Origin of the sequence: Roseateles sp. (assembly GCF_039595295.1) — a bacterium.
Lineage (GTDB): Bacteria > Pseudomonadota > Gammaproteobacteria > Burkholderiales > Burkholderiaceae_C > Roseateles.
The window spans coordinates 88,634-108,070 of sequence record NZ_JBCNLU010000005.1; the positions used below are offsets into that span (position 1 = coordinate 88,634).

Genomic DNA, 19,437 nt, shown 5'->3' on the forward strand with positions numbered 1-19,437 from the left:
TCAACCGATTCCGAGTCCACTATGGCTGTCACCGTCGAAACTCTCGAAAAGCTGGAACGCCGCATCACGCTCACGCTGGCGGCCGACGACATCAACTCCGAAGTCGAAACCCGTCTGAAGAAGCTGGCCCGCACCGTCAAGGCCGACGGCTTCCGTCCGGGCAAGGTTCCCATGTCCTTCGTGTCCCAGCGCTACGGCGCCCAGGTCCAGTACGAAGTCGTGAACGACAAGCTGGGCGAGGTCTTCACCTCCGCCGCCAACGAAGCCAAGCTGCGCGTCGCCGGCATGCCCCGCATCGAGCAGAAGGACGGTGCGGCCGAGGGCCAGCTGACGTTCGACGCCACCTTCGAGGTCTACCCGGAAGTCAAGATCGCTGATCTGGCCGACGCCGAAGTCGAGCGCATCGCCGCCGACGTGACGGAAGAGGCCATCGACAAGACCGTCGAAATCCTGCGCAAGCAGCGCCGCTCGTTTGCCCAGCGCGGCGCGGCGGACGTGGCCGCCGACGGCGATCGCGTGACCATTGACTTCGAAGGCAAGATCGACGGCGAACCCTTCGCCGGCGGCAAGGCCGACGGCTTCCAGTTCCTGCTGGGCGAAGGCCAGATGCTCGAAGCCTTCGAGAAGGCCGTGCGCGGCATGAAGGCGGGCGAGTCCAAGACCTTCCCGCTGGCTTTCCCCGAGGACTATCACGGCAAGGACGTCGCCGGCAAGGAAGCCGACTTCCTGGTCACGGTCAAGAAGATCGAAGCCCAGCATCTGCCCGAAGTGAACGAAGCCTTCGCCAAGGCCCTGGGCATCAAGGACGGCACGGTCGAAGGCCTGCGCGCCGACATCAAGAAGAACCTCGAGCGTGAAGTGAAGTTCCGCGTCCTGGCCAAGAACAAGGGCGCCGCGATGGACGCGCTGGTCGGCAAGGCCGAGCTGGACGTGCCCAAGGCCTTGATCGAAGGCGAAGCCGAGCGCATGGTCGCCAACGCCCGCGAAGACCTGAAGAAGCGCGGCATCAAGGACGCCGACAAGGCTCCGATCCCCGCCGAGCTGTTCAAGGATCAAGCCGAGAAGCGCGTGCGCCTGGGCCTGGTCGTGGCCGAGCTGGTCCGTTCGAACAACCTGCAAGCCAAGCCCGAGCAGCTGCAGGCCCACATCGAAGAGATCTCGCAGAGCTACGAGAAGCCGGCGGAAGTCGTGCGCTGGTACCTGTCGGACCGCGAGCGCATGGCCGAGGTCGAAGCCGTCGTGATCGAGAACAACGTCACCGACTTCATCCTGGGCAAGGCCAAGGTCACCGACAAGTCGCTGCCCTTCGACGAGCTGATGGCCGGCGCCTGATCGGCGACGTGCGATCCATCGCAGGCGTGCGCGTTCACCGGGTCTTCCATCACTTGAAAGACTGAACCGCCATCGCCACGTGAGGCGCCGGGCCGCAAGGCCGGCGCCTTTTTCTTTCTCCGCGTCTTCTCTCGGAGCGCGGGCGACAAGGGCATTGGAGCGCACGACATAATGAGCCGTGACGCGAACCCACCACAGAGGAATTCATGAGCGCTCTGGAAACTAGCAACCTGGGCATGGTGCCCATCGTCATCGAACAGTCGGGCCGCGGTGAGCGCGCCTACGACATCTACAGCCGCCTGCTGCGCGAGCGCATCGTCTTCCTGGTCGGCCCGGTCAATGACGCGGTGGCCAACTTGGTCGTGGCGCAACTGCTGTTCCTGGAGAGCGAGAACCCCGACAAGGAGATCTCGCTGTACATCAACTCGCCGGGCGGCAGCGTGTCGGCGGGGATGTCGATCTACGACACCATGCAATTCATCAAGCCGCAGGTCTCGACGCTGTGCATGGGCATGGCCGCCTCGATGGGCGCCTTCCTGCTGGCGGCCGGCGAGAAGGGCAAGCGCTTCGCGCTCCCGAACTCCAAGATCATGATCCACCAGCCGCTGGGCGGCGCCCAGGGTCAGGCCACGGACATCGAGATCCACGCCCGCGAAATCCTGAAGACGCGCGAGCAGCTCAACCGCATCCTGGCCGAGCGCACCGGTCAGAGCCTGGAGAAGATCCAGGCCGACACCGAGCGTGATTACTTCATGTCGGCGGCCGAGTCGGCCACCTACGGTCTGATCGACCAGGTCATCGAGAAGCGTCCCTGAGCGGTGCGGGCCGGGGAGGTCGGCGGGCATCCCGGATGCCGTCGGAGTCTTTCGGCCCGTCCCGTGAACCGGCGCGATCCTGCATGAAGCGTGATCCGGCCCGACCGAAGGGCGGATCACGACGATCGCACAAGGAACCGCTCGCGGCATGCGTCAACTGACCGCCCTTTGACGGCACCAACTGACCTTTGTTAGGGGCTTTTATCCCCTCAAGGGTGGGGCCGGCAATTGAACTATCATCAATGCAGGCACTTGCCTGTATTCCCCGCAGCCCTTCCAGCAGCCCCAGCAGCACTCCCATGGCCGAGAAAAAAGGCAACTCCAGCGAAAAAGTCCTGTACTGCAGCTTCTGCGGCAAGAGCCAGCACGAGGTCAAGAAGCTGATCGCTGGCCCGTCGGTGTTCATCTGCGACGAGTGCATCGAGCTGTGCAACGACATCATCCGTGACGAGGTCCCAGCGGAGACGCCCGGCGGCGCCCGCGCGAGCAAGTCGGATCTGCCCGTCCCCAGCGAGATCAAGACCACGCTGGACCAGTACGTCATCGGCCAGGACGTGGCCAAGCGCACCCTGTCCGTCGCGGTCTACAACCATTACAAGCGGCTGCGCCACGCGGCCGACACGAAGGATGGCGTCGAACTGTCCAAGAGCAACATCCTGCTGATCGGACCGACCGGCTCGGGCAAGACGCTGCTGGCGCAGACGCTGGCGCGCGTGCTCAACGTCCCGTTCGTGATCGCCGATGCGACGACGCTGACCGAGGCCGGCTACGTCGGCGAGGACGTCGAGAACATCATCCAGAAGCTGCTCCAGAACTGCAATTACGACGTCGAGCGCGCGCAGCGCGGCATCGTCTACATCGACGAGATCGACAAGATCAGCCGCAAGGCCGACAACCCGTCGATCACGCGCGACGTGTCGGGCGAGGGCGTGCAGCAGGCGCTGCTGAAGCTGGTCGAAGGCACGATGGCCTCGGTCCCCCCGCAGGGCGGCCGCAAGCATCCGAATCAGGACTTCCTGCAGATCGACACGACGAACATCCTGTTCATCTGCGGCGGCGCGTTCGACGGCCTGGAGAAGGTCATCACGAACCGCTCCGAGAAGTCCGGCATCGGCTTCGGTGCCTCGGTCAAGAGCAAGAGCGAGAAGAAGGTCGGCGAGCTGTTCCGCGAAGTGGAGCCGGGCGATCTGATCAAGTTTGGTCTGATCCCTGAGCTGGTCGGCCGTTTGCCGGTGATCGCGACGCTGGGAGAGCTGACCGAGGACGCGCTGGTGCAGATCCTGACCGAGCCGCGCAATGCGCTGGTCAAGCAGTACCAGCAGCTGTTCTCGATGGACGGCGTGGAACTGGAGGTGCGTCCCTCGGCGCTGAACGCCGTCGCGCGCAAGGCCCTGGCCCGCAAGACCGGCGCCCGCGGGCTGCGCTCGATCGTCGAGCACGCGCTGATCGACACGATGTTCGAGTTGCCCTCGCTGGACGGCGTGGCCAAGGTGGTGCTGGACGAACACAACATCGACGAGGACTCCAAACCGTTGCTCGTCTACCGCGAAGCCAAGGCCAGCGCCTGATCGGTCCACCGGTTCAGGCTATTGAACGGCACCTTGTAATTGGCACCTCAGACCTGAGATGGGTCTGAGAAAGAGAGGTTTTCATGTCCGGTCATCCGATCCTTCCTGCGGAACCCATTACGCTGCCGCTGCTGCCGCTGCGCGACGTGGTGGTGTTCCCGCACATGGTGATCCCCCTGTTCGTCGGCCGTCCCAAGTCCATCAAGGCCTTGGAAGCGGCGATGGAAGCGGGCCGTCAGATCATGCTGGTCGCGCAGAAGGCGGCCGGCAAGGACGAGCCCAAGCCCGACGACATGTTCGAGATGGGTTGCGTCTCCAGCATCCTGCAGATGCTGAAGCTGCCCGACGGCACGGTGAAGGTGCTGGTCGAAGGCCTGCAACGCGCCACGACCCGCAAGATCGAGGATGGCGAGGAGCACTTCACCGCCGAGGTGATGCCCATCCCTCCGGAAGCCGATGATCAGCCCGAAGTCGAAGCCCTGCGTCGCGCGGTGACACAGCAGTTCGACCAGTACGTCAAGCTGAACAAGAAGATTCCGCCCGAGATCCTCACGTCCATCGCCGGCATCGATGACGCCGGCCGTCTGGGCGACACGATTGCCGCGCATCTCCCGCTGAAGCTTGACGCGAAGCAGTCGGTGCTGGATCTGTCCGAAGTGGGCAAGCGTCTGGAGAAGCTGCTGGATCTGCTCGAGCATGAGGTCGACATCCTCCAGGTCGAGAAGCGCATCCGTGGCCGCGTCAAGCGCCAGATGGAGAAGTCGCAGCGCGAGTACTACCTGAACGAGCAGGTCAAGGCCATCCAGAAGGAGCTCGGCGACGGCGAGGACGGCGCCGACATGGAGGAGCTGGAGAAGAAGATCCAGGCCGCCCGGATGCCGAAGGACGCGCGCAAGAAGGCCGAGAGCGAGCTCAAGAAGCTCAAGCTGATGTCGCCCATGTCGGCGGAAGCCACGGTGGTGCGCAACTACATCGACACGCTGGTCAACTTGCCCTGGTCCAAGAAGACCAAGATCAAGCATGACCTCGCGCATGCCGAGGAGGTCCTGAACGAGGACCACTACGGCTTGGACAAGGTCAAGGAACGCATCCTGGAATACCTCGCGGTGCAACAGCGCGTGGACAAGGTGAAGGCGCCGATTCTTTGCCTGGTCGGCCCTCCGGGCGTGGGCAAGACCTCGCTGGGACAGTCGGTGGCGCGCGCCACGGGCCGCAAGTTCGTCCGCATGGCGCTGGGCGGCGTGCGCGACGAGGCCGAGATCCGCGGTCACCGCCGCACCTACATCGGCTCGATGCCGGGCAAGGTGCTGCAGAGCCTGAGCAAGGTCGGCACGCGCAATCCACTGTTCCTGCTGGACGAGATCGACAAGCTGGGCATGGACTTCCGCGGCGATCCGTCGTCGGCGCTGCTGGAGGTGCTGGACCCTGAGCAGAATCACACTTTCGCGGACCATTACATCGAGGTCGACTACGACCTGAGCGATGTGATGTTCGTGGCGACCTCGAACTCGCTGAACATCCCGCCCGCGCTGCTGGACCGGATGGAAGTGATCCGCCTGTCGGGTTACACCGAGGACGAGAAGGTCAACATCGCCCAGCGCTACTTGCTGCCCAAGCAACGGGGCAACAACGGCGTGAAGGATGAGGAACTCGAGGTCACCGAAGGCGCGATCCGCGGCGTGATCCGTTATTACACCCGCGAGGCCGGCGTGCGTTCGCTGGAACGCGAGATCTCCAAGATCTGCCGCAAGGTGGTGAAGGGTCTGCAGCTCAAGACCTACACCGGCAAGGTGGTGGTCGACGAGGACAACCTGAACGAGTTCCTGGGCGTTCGCAAGTACGACTTCGGTCGTGCCGAGAAGACCAACCAGGTCGGTCAGGTCGTGGGTCTGGCGTGGACGGAAGTGGGCGGCGATCTGCTGACCATCGAAGCCACGGTCATGCCGGGCAAGGGCAACATCATCCGCACCGGCTCGCTGGGCGACGTGATGAAGGAGTCGGTCGAGGCGGCGCGCACGGTGGTGCGGTCGCGGGCTCGCCGACTGGGCATCAAGGATGAGGCGTTCGAGAAGCGCGACATCCACGTCCACTTGCCCGACGGTGCGACCCCGAAGGATGGCCCGAGCGCGGGTGCCGCGATGACGACGGCCTTCGTGTCGGCGCTGACCGGCATCCCGGTCCGAGCCGATGTGGCGATGACCGGCGAGATCACGCTCCGTGGCGAAGTCACCGCGATCGGCGGCCTGAAGGAGAAGCTCCTGGCGGCGCATCGCGGCGGCATCAAGACGGTGATGATTCCGGAAGAGAACGTGAAGGATCTGCAGGACATTCCTGAGAACGTGAAGAACCAGCTCGAGATCGTCCCGGTCCGCTGGATCGATCGAGTTCTGGAGGTCGCGCTGGAGTCCTACCCGCAAGCGCTGCCGGAAGAGGAAGCGACCGCAGCTGCGGCGGCTCCGGCCGAGAAGGTCGCGGACGCCAAGCCCGACGCGGGCGGCGACTCGCTGAAGCACTGATCGCAATGCTCACCACAATGGCGCCTTCGGGCGCCATTTTTCATGGTGCAGCGGCCTTGCCGGGATGGACTGGCGTGAGCGGGGCTGGCGGCGGGCGCGATGCGACTTGTGAACTGACTGGCGCGGATTGTTTGACCGAAGCGAGCCGAAGGTGAGCGCAGGGAGTTGAAGCGCCGTGTCGCATCGCGCCCGCCGCCAGCCCCGTTCACGCCAGTCGCGCTCGTGCCGGTGGCCGAGCCCTCGTGGGCGATCTTCATAAAGAATTCGCTGAACTCTTGTGTGAGGGTCAAAAACCGTTCTATACTCTCGGCTTCAGCGCAAACGGTGCTGCAAGACGAAGCGAATCGCAAGAGACGCAGAATTGAGCAAGAGCAGGCAGTGCGTTGAAGACCATGCGGGAATAGCTCAGTTGGTAGAGCGCAACCTTGCCAAGGTTGAGGTCGCGAGTTCGAGCCTCGTTTCCCGCTCCAGGTTTAAAAGAATGGAAGCCCAGGCTTCCATTTTTTATCGAAGCCGGACAACCAAATCCGGTTTCTACAGAATCCCGTCCAGGGTTCTGGGGCGCGATAGCAAAGCGGTTATGCCCCGGATTGCAAATCCGGTCAGTCCGGTTCGACTCCGGATCGCGCCTCCAAAGAATGGACATTGCGGGAATAGCTCAGTTGGTAGAGCGCAACCTTGCCAAGGTTGAGGTCGCGAGTTCGAGCCTCGTTTCCCGCTCCAACGTTGCCAAAGGGTAGTTGGATGCGAACGCATTCGATTGTCCTGCGATGCGGGAATAGCTCAGTTGGTAGAGCGCAACCTTGCCAAGGTTGAGGTCGCGAGTTCGAGCCTCGTTTCCCGCTCCAAATCTTCAAAAGGGAAGCCAGTTTGGCTTCCCTTTTTTCTTGGTCGACGCGCTGGATAATGCGCGCTGGCGCTTGCAATGAGCGCAGCCGGCCTGGATGGTGAAATCGGTAGACACAGCGGACTTAAAATCCGCCGCCCTAGAAAGGCGTACGGGTTCGAGTCCCGTTCCAGGCACCACCGCAGGTCGGCAGACCTGACTTCCCGCTGCGGTACAGTCGTCGCTCCTTCAGAGGCGACCGACCCCCACCGAACCGCATGGCCTTGTTCGCGCAGGAACTCTTGAATCCGGGCGTTCGCAAACGCGAAGTCTTCGGCTGGTCGATGTACGACTTCGCCAACTCCGGCTACACCACCGTCGTCCTGACTGCCGTCTACAACGCCTATTTCGTGGGCGTGATCGCCAAGGGACAGCCCTCGTCAACGCTGCTGTGGACGGTGCTGGTGGCGTTCTCCAGCTTCCTGGTGATGATCACGATGCCGGGTCTGGGCGCCTGGGTCGATGCGCACGGGTCCAAACGCAAGCTGCTGGCGCTGTGCACGGTGGGCTGCGTGCTGACCACCGCGGCGCTCGCGTTCTTCGGCCCGGGTCAGCTGTGGTGGGCGGCGGCGGCCGTCGTGCTCTCCAACGTCTTTTTCTCCTATGGCGAATCGCTGATCGCGGCCTTCCTGCCGGAACTCGCGCGGCGCGATGCGTTGGGTCGTGTGTCGGGCTGGGGATGGGCTTTCGGCTATCTCGGTGGGATGCTCGCGCTCGGCCTGTGCCTGGGTTACGTGCTGGCGGCGCAAGCGCGCGGCGAGTCCGCCGAGGACTTCGTTCCCATCACGATGCTCATCACCGCGGCGTTCTATCTGCTCGCCGCGATTCCGACCTTCCTGCTGCTGCGCGAGCGCGCCGATCCGTGCGCCACCCGCCGCGCCGCGCGCATGGGGTCAGGTCTTTCCCAGCTGTGGAGCTCGTGGCGGCGCGCCCGCGCTTACCCCGACTTCCTGCGGCTGCTCGCCTGCGGCACCAGCTATCAAGCCGGCATCGCCGTGGTCATCGCGCTCGCGGCGGTCTATGCGGAACAGGCGCTCGGATTCACGCAAGCGCAGACGATGACGCTGGTGTTTCTCGTCAACATCGCGTCGGCGGTCGGCGCCTTCCTGTTCGGCTATTACGAGGACCGCATCGGCCATCAGCCCGCGCTGGCGATCACGCTGGTGGGCTGGATGCTGATGACGCTGCTGGCCTTCATCGCGACCTCCGCCTGGCTGTTCTGGATCGCGGCCTTCATCGCCGGCCTGTGCATGGGATCGAGCCAATCCTGCGGACGCGCGCTGGCCGGCGCGCTTGCGCCGCACGACCGGCTTGCCGAGTTCTTCGGCCTGTGGACCTTCGCCACGCGCCTGGCTTCGATCATCGGACCGCTCACCTATGGCGCCGTCACCGCGCTGACGGCGGGCAACCATCGACTCGCGATCCTCGCCACCGGCATGTTCTTCGTGCTGGGCTATTGGCTGCTTCGGCGGGTGGACATGACGCGCGGACTCGCGCGCGCGCTGATCTGATCTTGGATCGCTCGGTTCGCTGATCAGGTCGGGACGTGCGTCGCGACGACGTCGCGCCATCCCAGCGCCTCACGCGCGAGATGTTGCAGCGGCGCGGGATCTCCGGTGCTCTCCAGGACGATCGCGGCATCGCGAACCGGCGCGATGCCCAATCCCTCCCACACACGCTTGGCCTGCCGCGCGACCGCATGCTCGATGTCGAGCAGATGCACGCCATCGCCCAGCGCGGCTTGAATGCGCTCGCGGATCAGCGGGTAATGCGTGCAGCCCAGCAGCACCGTGTCGACCTGCGCCTCGCGCAGCGGCGCGCAGAAGCGCTCCACCAGCGCATCGAGCTCCGCGCTGTGCAGATCGCCCCGCTCGATGAGCGTGACCAGGCCGGGGCAGGGCTGGCTGATGAGCGTCACGTCCGCCGCATGTGCGGCGACCAACTGTTCATAGCGGCGGCTCGCGATTGTCGCGGTCGTGGCCATCACGCCGATGCGGCCGTTGCGCGTCGCCGCGACCGCGGGCTTCACGCCGGGTTCGATGCCGACGACAGGCCACTCGGGCCAACGCTCGCGCATCGCCTGCACTGCATGCGCGGTGGCCGTGTTGCATGCCACCACGGCCATGCACGCGCCGACCTCGCGCAGATGCTCGGCCACACGCACGCTCCGTTCGACGATGTAGGCGCTGCTGCGATCCCCATAGGGTGCATGGGCCGCATCCGCGACGTAATGCAGCGGCGCGTCGGGCAGTTGCTCCCGCAGCGCCTTCATCACCGTCAGCCCGCCGACGCCGGAATCGAAGACCCCGATGCAGGGGACGCGCGAGGAAATCGGAGCGGCGAACGGGCGCTGGATCGTCATGAAGAAGGAATGCTTGGGCGAGCGCCGGTCGGCGTCGTCGGGAGCGCAGTCTAGAAGATTCCCTGACGACGTCACCGAACCGGCTTGGCAGCGGCGATCACGTGTATAGAATAGAACGATCGTTCGTTTTATTTTCGAGCCGACGGCGAGAGGCCCTGCCCGCAGCGAGGGCGCATGACGGCTGGGAGACACGGGAGCCGCCCAGGCCTCCCATAGAATCGAATTAACGTTAACGTCAATCCGCTTGGAGTGCTTCGATGAAGGTATTGGTCCCCGTCAAACGTGTCGTCGATTACAACGTCAAGGTTCGCGTCAAGAGCGATGGCTCCGGCGTCGACATCGCCAACGTCAAGATGTCGATGAACCCCTTCGATGAAATCGCCGTCGAGGAAGCCGTCCGCTTGAAAGAGAAGGGCGTCGTCACCGAGGTGATCGCCGTGTCCTGCGGCGTCACGCAGTGCCAGGAAACCCTGCGCACCGCGATGGCCATCGGCGCCGACCGCGCCATCCTGGTCGAGACCGACGTCGACCTGCAGCCCCTGGCCGTGGCCAAGCTGCTCAAGGCGCTGGTCGACAAGGAACAGCCGCAGCTGGTGATCCTGGGCAAGCAGGCCATTGACGACGATTGCAACCAGACCGGCCAGATGCTGGCCGCGCTGACCGGCCTGCCGCAAGGCACCTTCGCCTCCAAGGTCGAAGTCGCCGACGGCAAGGTCAATGTGACGCGTGAAGTCGACGGCGGTCTGGAGACCGTGTCGCTGACGCTGCCGGCGGTCGTGACGACCGACCTGCGCCTGAACGAGCCGCGCTACGTCACGCTGCCCAACATCATGAAGGCCAAGAAGAAGCAGCTCGACGTGGTCAAGCCTGCTGATCTGGGTGTCGACGTGAACCCGCGCATCAAGACGCTGTCGGTGGCCGAGCCCCCGAAGCGCAGCGCCGGCATCAAGGTGCCGGACGTGGCCACGCTGGTCACGAAGCTGAAGACCGAGGCCAAGGTCATCTGATCCCCAGAACAAGATACGGAGATATCCATGACCATCCTCGTCATCGCTGAACACGACAACGCCTCGCTCAAGGGCGCCACTCATCACACCGTCACCGCCGGCGTCGCCATCGGCGGCGATGTGCACGTGCTGGTCGTCGGCTCGAATGCCGGTGCCGCCGCGCAAGCCGCCGCCAAGATCGCGGGCGTCGCGAAGGTGCTGCACGCCGACGGCGCGCAGTTCGCCGACGGCCTGGCCGAGAACGTCGCCGCTCAGGTGATCGCGATCGCCAAGGACTACTCGCACCTCCTGTTCCCGGCCACCGCCGCGGGCAAGAACGTCGCGCCGCGCGTCGCCGCGCTGCTGGACGTCGGTCAGCTGAGCGACATCACCAAGGTGATCTCGGCCGACACCTTCGAGCGCCCGATCTACGCCGGCAACGCCATCGCCACCGTGCAGTCGACCGACGCGATCAAGGTCGTGACCGTGCGCACGACCGGTTTCGACGCCGCCGCCGAAGGTGGCAGCGCCGCTGTGGAATCGCTGACGGCCGTGGCCGACAGCGGCAAGAGCAGCTTCGTCGGCCGTGAGGTCACGAAGAGCGATCGCCCCGAGCTGACCGCCGCCAAGATCATCGTCTCCGGTGGTCGCGCGCTGGGCAGCAGCGACAAGTTCAATGAAGTGCTGACGCCGCTGGCCGACAAGCTGGGCGCCGCGCTGGGCGCCTCGCGCGCCGCGGTGGACGCGGGCTACGCGCCCAACGACTGGCAGGTCGGTCAGACCGGCAAGATCGTCGCGCCCCAGCTCTACATCGCCGCCGGTATCTCCGGCGCGATCCAGCATCTGGCCGGCATGAAGGACTCCAAGGTGATCGTCGCGATCAACAAGGATCCGGAAGCGCCGATCTTCTCGGTGGCGGATTACGGCCTGGAAGCCGATCTGTTCACCGCAGTCCCTGAACTCGTGAAGGCGCTCTGATCGGGCCTCAGGCTCGATCGGCATCGCCGACGGCGGAACTGCCGCCACACGCACGAGGGCGCCCGCAGACGACGCGCGGCGCCCTTTTTTTATCCGGAGATCCCCATGACTTACCGCGCCCCGATCAAGGACATGCTCTTCGACATGCAGGCCCTGGCCGGCCTGCAAACGCTGTCGGAGCAGATTCCCGCTTTCGCCGACCACGGCCTGGACACCGCGCAGGCGGTGCTCGAGGAAGCGGCCAAGCTGAACGAGGACGTGATCGCGCCGCTGAACGTCGAGGGGGATCGGAATCCGTCGTACTGGAAGGACGGCCAGGTCTTCGCGACGCCGGGTTTCAAAGAGGCCTTCAAGCAGTACGCCGAGGGCGGCTGGCAGGGGCTGCAGCATCCGGAGGACTTCGGCGGCCAGGGCCTGCCCAAGACCATCGGCACGGCCTGCGCGGAAATGGTCCAGGCGGCCAACGTCAGCTTCGCGCTGTGCCCGCTGCTGACCGACGGCGCGGTCGAGGCGCTTCTGGTCGCGGGCAGCGACGAGCAGAAACAGCGCTTCATTCCCAAGCTGCTGTCGGGCGAGTGGACCGGCACGATGAACCTGACCGAGCCGCAGGCGGGCTCGGACCTGGCGATGGTGCGCTCGCGCGCCGAGCCGCAGGGCGACGGCACCTACAAGGTCTTCGGCACCAAGATCTTCATCACCTGGGGCGAGCACGACATGGCGGACAACATCGTCCACCTGGTGCTGGCGCGTGTCCCCGGTGCGCCCGAGGGCGTGAAGGGCATCAGCCTGTTCCTGGTGCCCAAGTTCCTGGTCAACGAGGACGGCTCGCTGGGCGCGCGCAACGACGTGCACTGCGTGTCCATCGAGCACAAGCTCGGCATCAAGGCCAGCCCGACGGCGGTGCTGCAGTTCGGCGATCACGGCGGCGCCATCGGCACGCTGATCGGCGAGGAGAACCGCGGCCTGGAGTACATGTTCATCATGATGAACGCGGCCCGTTTCGGCGTCGGCGTGCAGGGCATCGCGGTGGCGGACCGCGCCTATCAGAAGGCGGTCGAGTACGCGAAGGACCGTGTGCAGTCGCGCCCGGTGGACGGCTCGTCCAAGGACGCGGCGGCCATCATTCATCACCCCGATGTGCGCCGCATGCTGATGACGCAGCGCGCGCTGGTCGAGGGCTGCCGCGCGATGGCCATCGACGCCGCCGCGGCCTACGACATCGCGCATCACCACGCCGATGACGCGACCCGCAAGGAGGCGCAGGCCTTCTACGAGTTCATGGTCCCGTTCGTCAAGGGCTACAGCACCGAGATGAGCCTGGAGGTGACCTCGCTGGGCGTGCAGGTGCACGGCGGCATGGGCTTCATCGAGGAGACCGGCGCGGCGCAGTACTACCGCGACGCGCGCATCCTCCCCATCTATGAAGGCACGACGGCCATCCAGGCCAACGACCTGGTCGGCCGCAAGACCGTGCGCGACGGCGGCGCCTTCGCGCGTGGCGTCGCGGCGCAGATCGAGGAGACCGAAGGCGCGCTGGCCGCGAGCGGCAGCGCCGATGCGCAGGCGGTGCGCGCGGGCTTGGCGGCGGCGCGCGCGGCCTTCGTCGAGGTCGTCGACTTCGTCGCGGCGCACGGCAAGGCCAAGCCCAACGCGGCTTTCGCCGGCTCCGTCCCGTATCTGATGCTGGGCGGCAATCTGCTGGCGGGCTGGCAGCTGGCGCGCTCGCTGCTGGCGGCGCAGGAGCTCAAGGCCGCCGGCGAGGACGTCGCGTTCATGGACGCCAAGATCACGACCGCGCGCTTCTACGCCGAGCACATCCTGCCGCGCTGCCAGTCGCTGCGCGACGCCGTGGTGAACGGCGCCGACAGCGTGATGGCGCTTCCCGTCGACGCGTTCTGACGCGCGACGACCCGTCCCGCGCGCGACGCCCGAAGCGGCGCGGCGGGGCGATCATCCGAAGACATTGACCAGAGGAGACCTCGAGGTGGCACTTCCCCCGTTGTTCGACAAGCTGCGCCTGCCGGTGATCGGCTCGCCGCTGTTCATCATCAGCAATCCCAAGCTGGTGATCGCGCAATGCAAGGCCGGCATCGTCGGCTCGATGCCCGCGCTCAATGCCCGTCCGGCCGAGCTGCTGGAAGAGTGGTTGGCCGAGATCACCGAAGCGCTGGCCGCGCACGACCGCGCGCATCCGGAGTCGCCGGCCGCGCCCTTCGCCATCAACCAGATCGTGCACAAGAGCAATGACCGGCTCGAGCACGACATGGCGATGTGCGCCAAGTACAAGGTGCCCATCGTGATCACCTCGCTGGGCGCGCGCGAGGACGTCAATGCGGCGGTGCATGCCTGGGGCGGCATCGTGATGCACGACGTCATCAACAACAAGTTCGCGAAGAAGGCGATCGAGAAGGGCGCCGACGGCCTGATCGCCGTGGCGGCGGGCGCGGGCGGCCATGCGGGCGTGAAGAGCCCGTTCGCGCTGATCCAGGAGATCCGCGAGTGGTTCCAGGGCCCGCTGGCGCTGTCGGGCTCGATGGCCAGCGGCGACGCGATCCTGGCGGCGCAGGCGATGGGCGCGGATCTCGCGTACATCGGCTCGGCCTTCATCGCCACCGACGAGGCGCGCGCGCAGGAGGAGTACAAGCAGATGATCGTCGAGAGCAACAGCGACGACATCGTGTACAGCAACCTGTTCACGGGCGTGCACGGCAACTACCTCAAGGGCTCGATCGTGAAGTCGGGGCTGGATCCGGAGAACCTGCCGGAGAGCGACCCGTCCAAGATGAACTTCGGGGGCAACGGCGCCAAGGCCTGGAAGGACGTGTGGGGCAGCGGTCAGGGCATCGGCGCGATCCGCGAGGTGCTGCCCGCCGGCGAGCTGGTCGCGCGCTTCGGCCGCGAGTACGAGGCGGCGCGCCGCCGGCTGTCGCTGGCGTAAGGCGCCCAGCCGGACCCGTCGCGCCAGCGCCTCGGTGCCGCGTCCAGATCCCCGCTGAACGAGAAAGGCCACCGCGAGGTGGCCTTCTCGTTGGTGCCGACTGGACGCAGTGGCGCGCGCGTCACTTCACCGTCGTGAACCGCGCCTCCGGCCGGTCGTCCGAGCGGTGCTGCGTCTGCACCGACTTCTTCATCGCCCAGGGCCGCACCTGGTGGTGCAGCGGGATGAAGAACACCTCGTCGCGCACCCGCACCAGGCCCTCTTTCAGCAGCGCGTTGCGCTTGGCCACGTCCCCCTCGACCTTGGCCGCATCGATGATCTGATCCAGCTTCGCGTCGCTGAGGCGGAAGTAGTTGCCGCTGCCGTCCGCGCCGCCCTGGCGCGTGTGCGCGAGCGACTGCAGCGTGTACAGCGCGTCATAGGTCGGCACGCCCCAGCCATACAGGAACAGCGGGTACTCGAAAGCCTGCAGCTTGGGGCTGAAGGTGCTGAAGGACTCCGCCTGCAGCCGCGCCTTCACGCCCACCTTGCTCCACATCGACACCACCGCCAGACAGATCTCCTCGTCGTTGACGTAGCGGTTGTTGGGGCAGTTCAGCGGGACTTCAAAGCCGTTTGGATAGCCGGCCTCGGCCAGCAGCTTGCGGGCGCGCTCGGGATCGGGCTTGGTCGGGATGTCGATATCCGGCGTATTCCCGTTCACGCCTGGCGCGACCATGATCCCCGCCGGCACCGACAGCCCGCGCATCGTCGCGCGCTTGATCGCCTCGCGGTCGATGGCGACCGACAGCGCCTCCCGCACCCGCTTGTCCTTGAACGGGTTCTTGCCCGTGACGTTGCTGCCCTTGAGCTGCTCGCTGCCCTGGTCCATGCCCAGGAAGATGGTGCGCGTCTCGCTGCCCTCCAGCACCGTGAGCTTGGCATCCGCCTTCAGCCGCGCGACGTCCTGCGTCGGGATGTCCGACAGCAGGTCCACGTCGCCCGACAGCAGCGCCGCGACCCGCGTCGGGTCCGACTTGATCGGCGTGTAGATCAGCTCGTCGACATTGGTCGCGTTCTTCGCATCCCACCAGTCCTTGTTCTGGACCATGGAGATGCGCTGGTCCGGCTGCCAGCCGGTGATGCGGTACGGGCCCGTGCCGTTGGCGTTGCGCGTCGCGAAGGTCTCTTCCTTGGCCTTGAAGTCCGGCAGGTTGACGGCCTTGTTCTTCTCCGCCCAGGTCTTGCTCATGATGCGGAAGTCGACGAACTGGCGCAGCAGGATGGGATTGGGTGCCGCCAGGATCACGTCCACTGTGTGGGCGTCGACCTTCTTGATGTCGGCCACGCCGGCGACGAAGGGGTGCATGGTCCCCACCGGCTGCTTGATGCGGTGGAAGGAGAACACCACGTCGTCGGCGGTGAAGGGCGAGCCGTCATGGAACTTCACGCCCCTGCGCAGCTCGAAGCGCCAGGTCGTCGGTCCCGTCTGCGTCCACTTGGTCGCGAGCGCGGGCTCCACCTGATAGCTCTTGTCGTAGCGGGTCAGGCCCTCGTAGGCGTGCTGCGCGATCGCGTTGGTGGTGCTGTGATTCTGCGAATGCGGATCCAGCGTCAGCACGTCGTTCTGTGCCGCCCACTTGAGCGTGGCCGCTTGGGCGGGCAGGGCGGTGGTCAGGGCCGCGGCCGCGAGCGCGGCGCACAGCAGGGTGGATCGCAGGGATACGGGCATCGTCCTCGACATGAGCGGAGGCTCCTCTGGCAACGTCGTTAAGAACACGTGAAGTCGCCGGGGATGCTAGCCGCGCGCACGCCTCGTGTGACCCGGGCCGGCCTTGGGGATTGCCCTCGGATGGCGCCGGGAAACTCGTCAGGCGCGCAAGGAAATGCGCTCCTACTTGATCGTGGTGAAGCGCGCCTCCGGCCGGTCGTTGGAGCGGTGCAGCGTCTGCACGTTCGCGCGCATCGCCCAGGGGCGGACTTGGTGGTGCAGCGGGACGAACAGGTATTGGTCGCGCACCCGGACCAGCGCGTCGCGCAGGGTCGCGTCGCGCTTGGCCAGGTCCATCTCGCTCTTGGCGGCGTCGATCAGCTTGTCCAGCTCCGCGTCGCTGACCTTGGAGAAATTGAAGCTGCCGTCCGCGCCGCCGCTGCGGGTGCGCGCCAGCGCCTGCAGCGCGTACAGCGCGTCCATGGTCGACACGCCCCAGCCCAGCATGTACAGCGGTGCCTCGAAGCGCTGGAACAGCTGGCTGTGCTGCGACATCGGCTGCGCCGTCAGCCGCGCGGTGACGCCGATGCGGCTCCACATCGAGACCACCGCCAGGCAGATTTTCTCGTCGTTGACGTAGCGGTTGTTGGGGCAGTTCAGCGGGATCTCGAAGCCGGCGGGATAGCCGGCGTCGGCCAGCAGTTTCTTGGCCTTGGCGACGTCGGGCGCGTGGACCTTGTCCAGCTCCGTCGAGTAGCCGTTCACCCCCGGCGGCACCATGATCGCGGCCGGCACCGACAGGCCGCGCATGATGCTGCGCTTGATGGCCTCGCGGTCGATGGCGATGTTCAGCGCCTCGCGCACGCGCACGTCCTTGAACGGGTTCTTGCCCTTGACCGACGCGCCGCGCAGCTCGTCGCTGCCCAGGTCCATGGCGAAGAAGATGGTGCGGGTCTCGGGGCCGTCGATGGACTTGAGCTTGGCGTCGGCCTTGAGCGCGCCGACGTCCTGGGTCGGGACGTCGGTCAGCAGGTCCACGTCGCCCGAGGTCAGCGCCGCGACCCGGGTCGGATCCGACTTGATCGGGATGTAGCTGACCTCGGTCACGTTGCCCTTGTTCTTGTCCCACCAGGCCTTGTTGATCACCATCGAGACCTTCTGGTCCGGCTGCCACGAGGTGATCTCGTAGGGGCCGGTGCCGGCGGCGTGGCGGCTGGCGTAGTTCTCGTCCTTGGCCTTGTAATCGGCCATCTGGGTCGCCTTGTTCTTCTCGGACCAAGTCTTGCTCATGATCCGGAAGTCGACCAGGTTGCGCAGCAGGATGGGCTGAGGGGACTCGAGGATCAGATCGACGGTGTAGTCGTCCACCTTCTTGATCTCCTTGATGCCGGTCACGTAGATCTGCATCGTGCCCTGCGGCTGGCGGATGCGGCCAAAGCTGAAGATCACGTCGTCCGCGGTGAACGCGGAGCCGTCGTGGAATTTCACGCCCTTGCGCAGCTCGAAGCGCACCTGCGTCGGGCTGATGCTGGTCCACTTCGTGGCCAGGCAGGGTTCGATCTCCCAGCGTTCGTTGTAGCGGGTCAGGCCCTCGTAGGCGTGCTGGAGGATGGCGCTCGTGGTCGTGTGGTCCTGCGAATGCGGGTCCAGCGTCAGCACGTCGTTCTGCGCGGCCCAGCGCAGCGGCACGGCCTGCGCGGCGGCGACGGCGCCGAGGGCCAGAGCCGCCGACAGCGCCAGGCGCGTGATCGGACGGGCAGGGGAGAACCGGGAACCTCTCGTGGAGCGGGGCATGGGGGTGACTCCGATGAAGCCTTGATCAGGCGATGCGAAGTCCATGCTAGTCCGGCCAGGGGCGGGTGTTGCCTAGCGCTTCTCCGGGGGAGGCGCGGGCGGCGCGGGCGTCTGTGGGGCTTGCGGCTCGATGTCCGCGTCGCAGCCGATGCCGGCGGCGATCATGCGGCGCGCGTAGCGGCGGATCAGGCGGTTGAGCCATCCGTCGGGCCGCAATGTGCGCAGACCCACATAGCGCGTCGGATGCACCAGCATGCCGCAGCGGTACTGGTGGTCGTCCTCGGACCATTGCAGCGCCCGGCAGGCGCCGCGGCGCTTCAGGCTCACCAGCATGCCCAGCGGGCAGGGCTCGGCCAGGCAGCAGACGCCGCAGCCGTTGCAGGGCTCGCCGAGCGCGGGTTTTGTGGGGGCTTCCGGGTGGATCCAGATGACGTCGCTGGCGAGGTGCTGGGAGGCGTCCCCGGATCGACCGCCGGAATGAGATCGGGCCATGCGCCACTGTAGCGGCGCATGGCCCGACGCTCATCGGTCCGCGCCGGAATCCGGCCGGCGGCGGTGGCGGCCGAGCAGGGTCAGGTCTTGACGCCCAGCTCGCGCAGACGCTCTTCCAGGTACTCGTGGGCGGTGTAGCGGTCCGAGAGGACGACGTCCTCGCGCGGATGCAGGAACAGCGGCAGCGAGACGCGGCTCTTCTTGGCGCCTTCACCGGTCGGGTTGACCACCCGGTGCTGCGTCGACGGGTAATAGCCTTGCGAGGCCTCTTGCAGCATGTCGCCGATGTTGATGATCAGCATGCCGAAGTCGCCGGGCACGTCGACCCATTGGCCGTCCTGCGCCTGCACCTGCAGCCCGGGCTCGTTGGCCGCGGGCAGGATGGTCAGCAGGTTGATGTCGCCATGCGCCGCGGCGCGCAGCGAGCCGGCCGGCTCGTTGCCCGTCAGCGGCGGATAGCGCAGCACGCGCAGCAGCGTCAGGCGGCTGTCCTGGATCATGTGGGACAGCGGCTCGCGATAGTTCTTCGCGATCTCGGCGGGGGTGTGCTGCTCGACCCAGGACAGCAGCTCGGCCGCCAGATCGTTGGCGATGCGGTAGTAGCGCATCGCGTCATCCTTCAGCGACGCCGGGATCCGGCCCCACGGATAGACGTGGAAGTACTCCTTGATGTCCTTCTGCGTGTGACCCTTGGCGGTCTCCGAGATCTCCGTCGAGAAGTAGCCGTCCTGCGTCTCCTTGGAGAACGCCATCTCGTGCTTCTCGGTCCCGTTGAAATAGCCGAGCCAGTCGGCGTAGATCTTCTCGACCAGCTCCTGCGGGAGCGGGTGGTTCACCAGCACGCCGAAACCGGTCTCGTGCAGGGACCGGGTGAATTGCTCGGCCGCGTCCGCGGCCTGGTAGTCGACGACTCGAACTTGCATGGGGATCTCCTTGTCCCTCGCAGCCCGCCATTCAATCTCGGGGCGGTGCCGCCGGCCGGCAGTCTACTTCTTCGGGTCGGTCGCCCGCAAACGTTTGTAGGCCGTGGGCCTCTGTTCGCTTGATCGACGTCATGGACAGGCTGCCCAATAATGGGGC

14 protein-coding genes and 5 tRNA genes are annotated in these 19,437 nt (G+C 65.9%); 14 read left to right on the forward strand and 5 right to left on the reverse strand.

The features are described 5' to 3' along the window. The first annotated feature begins 21 nt into the window (after positions 1-21). The 10 genes from tig to ABDW59_RS05780 all read left to right on the forward strand — a co-directional run bounded on the left by tig (position 22) and on the right by ABDW59_RS05780 (position 8,628). Positions 22-1,332, forward strand: a complete 1,311-nt coding sequence (gene tig, locus ABDW59_RS05735; protein ID WP_343628567.1) for a trigger factor — start codon at positions 22-24, stop codon at positions 1,330-1,332. 206 nt (positions 1,333-1,538) lie between these two features. Beyond that, complete coding sequence (clpP, locus tag ABDW59_RS05740) at positions 1,539-2,147, forward strand: ATP-dependent Clp endopeptidase proteolytic subunit ClpP (protein ID WP_067062399.1); 609 nt, start codon at positions 1,539-1,541, stop codon at positions 2,145-2,147. 299 nt (positions 2,148-2,446) lie between these two features. Then, entirely contained in the window at positions 2,447-3,715 is a 1,269-nt protein-coding gene (gene clpX / locus ABDW59_RS05745) for an ATP-dependent Clp protease ATP-binding subunit ClpX (RefSeq protein WP_343628568.1), read from the forward strand. A gap of 83 nt (positions 3,716-3,798) precedes the next feature. Next, positions 3,799-6,231, forward strand: coding sequence for an endopeptidase La (gene lon / locus ABDW59_RS05750; RefSeq protein WP_343628570.1), 2,433 nt, complete (start codon positions 3,799-3,801; stop codon positions 6,229-6,231). A gap of 394 nt (positions 6,232-6,625) precedes the next feature. Beyond that, positions 6,626-6,701 (forward strand) — tRNA-Gly (locus tag ABDW59_RS05755). 90 nt (positions 6,702-6,791) lie between these two features. Next, positions 6,792-6,865 (forward strand) — tRNA-Cys (locus ABDW59_RS05760). A 13-nt stretch (positions 6,866-6,878) separates the two neighbouring features. Beyond that, a tRNA-Gly gene (locus ABDW59_RS05765) sits at positions 6,879-6,954 on the forward strand. Positions 6,955-7,003: 49 nt separating this feature from the next. Further along, positions 7,004-7,079, forward strand: a tRNA-Gly gene (locus ABDW59_RS05770). A 90-nt stretch (positions 7,080-7,169) separates the two neighbouring features. After that, a tRNA-Leu gene (locus ABDW59_RS05775) sits at positions 7,170-7,257 on the forward strand. Positions 7,258-7,335: 78 nt separating this feature from the next. Continuing rightward, the gene (locus tag ABDW59_RS05780) at positions 7,336-8,628 is read left to right on the forward strand and encodes an MFS transporter (RefSeq protein ID WP_343628571.1); all 1,293 of its coding nucleotides are present in this window, start codon (positions 7,336-7,338) and stop codon (positions 8,626-8,628) included. 23 nt (positions 8,629-8,651) lie between these two features. Here the strand turns inward: ABDW59_RS05780 and murI are convergent, their stop codons facing one another. Then, positions 8,652-9,479 carry a glutamate racemase gene (gene murI / locus ABDW59_RS05785; RefSeq protein ID WP_343628572.1) on the reverse strand — a complete coding sequence of 276 codons (828 nt, stop codon included), beginning with the start codon at positions 9,477-9,479 and terminating at the stop codon, positions 8,652-8,654. Positions 9,480-9,736: 257 nt separating this feature from the next. On the opposite strand from murI, the gene ABDW59_RS05790 reads away from it, so the two are divergent. The 4 genes from ABDW59_RS05790 to ABDW59_RS05805 all read left to right on the forward strand — a co-directional run bounded on the left by ABDW59_RS05790 (position 9,737) and on the right by ABDW59_RS05805 (position 14,381). After that, positions 9,737-10,486 carry an electron transfer flavoprotein subunit beta/FixA family protein gene (locus ABDW59_RS05790; RefSeq protein WP_343628573.1) on the forward strand — a complete coding sequence of 250 codons (750 nt, stop codon included), beginning with the start codon at positions 9,737-9,739 and terminating at the stop codon, positions 10,484-10,486. Between the two features lie 27 nt (positions 10,487-10,513). Next, positions 10,514-11,443: an electron transfer flavoprotein subunit alpha/FixB family protein gene (locus ABDW59_RS05795; protein ID WP_343628574.1), complete on the forward strand. Its 930-nt coding sequence runs from the start codon at positions 10,514-10,516 to the stop codon at positions 11,441-11,443. A 105-nt stretch (positions 11,444-11,548) separates the two neighbouring features. Then, a complete protein-coding gene (locus ABDW59_RS05800) occupies positions 11,549-13,342 on the forward strand; it encodes an acyl-CoA dehydrogenase (protein WP_343628575.1) in 1,794 nt (597 codons plus the stop codon). Positions 13,343-13,427: 85 nt separating this feature from the next. Then, entirely contained in the window at positions 13,428-14,381 is a 954-nt protein-coding gene (locus tag ABDW59_RS05805; RefSeq protein WP_343628576.1) for a nitronate monooxygenase family protein, read from the forward strand. Positions 14,382-14,502: 121 nt separating this feature from the next. On the opposite strand, the gene ABDW59_RS05810 is transcribed toward ABDW59_RS05805, so the two are convergent. The 4 genes from ABDW59_RS05810 to ABDW59_RS05825 all read right to left on the reverse strand — a co-directional run bounded on the left by ABDW59_RS05810 (position 14,503) and on the right by ABDW59_RS05825 (position 19,280). Then, complete coding sequence (locus ABDW59_RS05810; RefSeq protein ID WP_343628577.1) at positions 14,503-16,092, reverse strand: ABC transporter substrate-binding protein; 1,590 nt, start codon at positions 16,090-16,092, stop codon at positions 14,503-14,505. 162 nt (positions 16,093-16,254) lie between these two features. Beyond that, complete coding sequence (locus tag ABDW59_RS05815; protein WP_343628578.1) at positions 16,255-17,865, reverse strand: ABC transporter substrate-binding protein; 1,611 nt, start codon at positions 17,863-17,865, stop codon at positions 16,255-16,257. Positions 17,866-17,937: 72 nt separating this feature from the next. Then, entirely contained in the window at positions 17,938-18,357 is a 420-nt protein-coding gene (locus tag ABDW59_RS05820) for a hypothetical protein (protein ID WP_343628579.1), read from the reverse strand. An 80-nt stretch (positions 18,358-18,437) separates the two neighbouring features. After that, on the reverse strand, positions 18,438-19,280 hold the full coding sequence (locus tag ABDW59_RS05825) for a 2OG-Fe(II) oxygenase family protein (protein ID WP_343628580.1): 843 nt from the start codon (positions 19,278-19,280) through the stop codon (positions 18,438-18,440). Between the last annotated feature and the right edge of the window lie 157 nt (positions 19,281-19,437).

What these genes read in the sequence shown, in the direction of transcription:
- tig (WP_343628567.1), top strand. Translation starts at nt 22, where the DNA reads ATGGCTGTCACCGTCGAAACTCTCGAAAAGCTGGAACGCCGCATCACG.
- clpP (WP_067062399.1), top strand. Translation starts at nt 1,539, where the DNA reads ATGAGCGCTCTGGAAACTAGCAACCTGGGCATGGTGCCCATCGTCATC.
- clpX (WP_343628568.1), top strand. Translation starts at nt 2,447, where the DNA reads ATGGCCGAGAAAAAAGGCAACTCCAGCGAAAAAGTCCTGTACTGCAGC.
- lon (WP_343628570.1), top strand. Translation starts at nt 3,799, where the DNA reads ATGTCCGGTCATCCGATCCTTCCTGCGGAACCCATTACGCTGCCGCTG.
- ABDW59_RS05780 (WP_343628571.1), top strand. Translation starts at nt 7,336, where the DNA reads ATGGCCTTGTTCGCGCAGGAACTCTTGAATCCGGGCGTTCGCAAACGC.
- murI (WP_343628572.1), bottom strand. Translation starts at nt 9,479, where the DNA reads ATGACGATCCAGCGCCCGTTCGCCGCTCCGATTTCCTCGCGCGTCCCC.
- ABDW59_RS05790 (WP_343628573.1), top strand. Translation starts at nt 9,737, where the DNA reads ATGAAGGTATTGGTCCCCGTCAAACGTGTCGTCGATTACAACGTCAAG.
- ABDW59_RS05795 (WP_343628574.1), top strand. Translation starts at nt 10,514, where the DNA reads ATGACCATCCTCGTCATCGCTGAACACGACAACGCCTCGCTCAAGGGC.
- ABDW59_RS05800 (WP_343628575.1), top strand. Translation starts at nt 11,549, where the DNA reads ATGACTTACCGCGCCCCGATCAAGGACATGCTCTTCGACATGCAGGCC.
- ABDW59_RS05810 (WP_343628577.1), bottom strand. Translation starts at nt 16,092, where the DNA reads ATGCCCGTATCCCTGCGATCCACCCTGCTGTGCGCCGCGCTCGCGGCC.
- ABDW59_RS05815 (WP_343628578.1), bottom strand. Translation starts at nt 17,865, where the DNA reads ATGCCCCGCTCCACGAGAGGTTCCCGGTTCTCCCCTGCCCGTCCGATC.
- ABDW59_RS05820 (WP_343628579.1), bottom strand. Translation starts at nt 18,357, where the DNA reads ATGGCCCGATCTCATTCCGGCGGTCGATCCGGGGACGCCTCCCAGCAC.
- ABDW59_RS05825 (WP_343628580.1), bottom strand. Translation starts at nt 19,280, where the DNA reads ATGCAAGTTCGAGTCGTCGACTACCAGGCCGCGGACGCGGCCGAGCAA.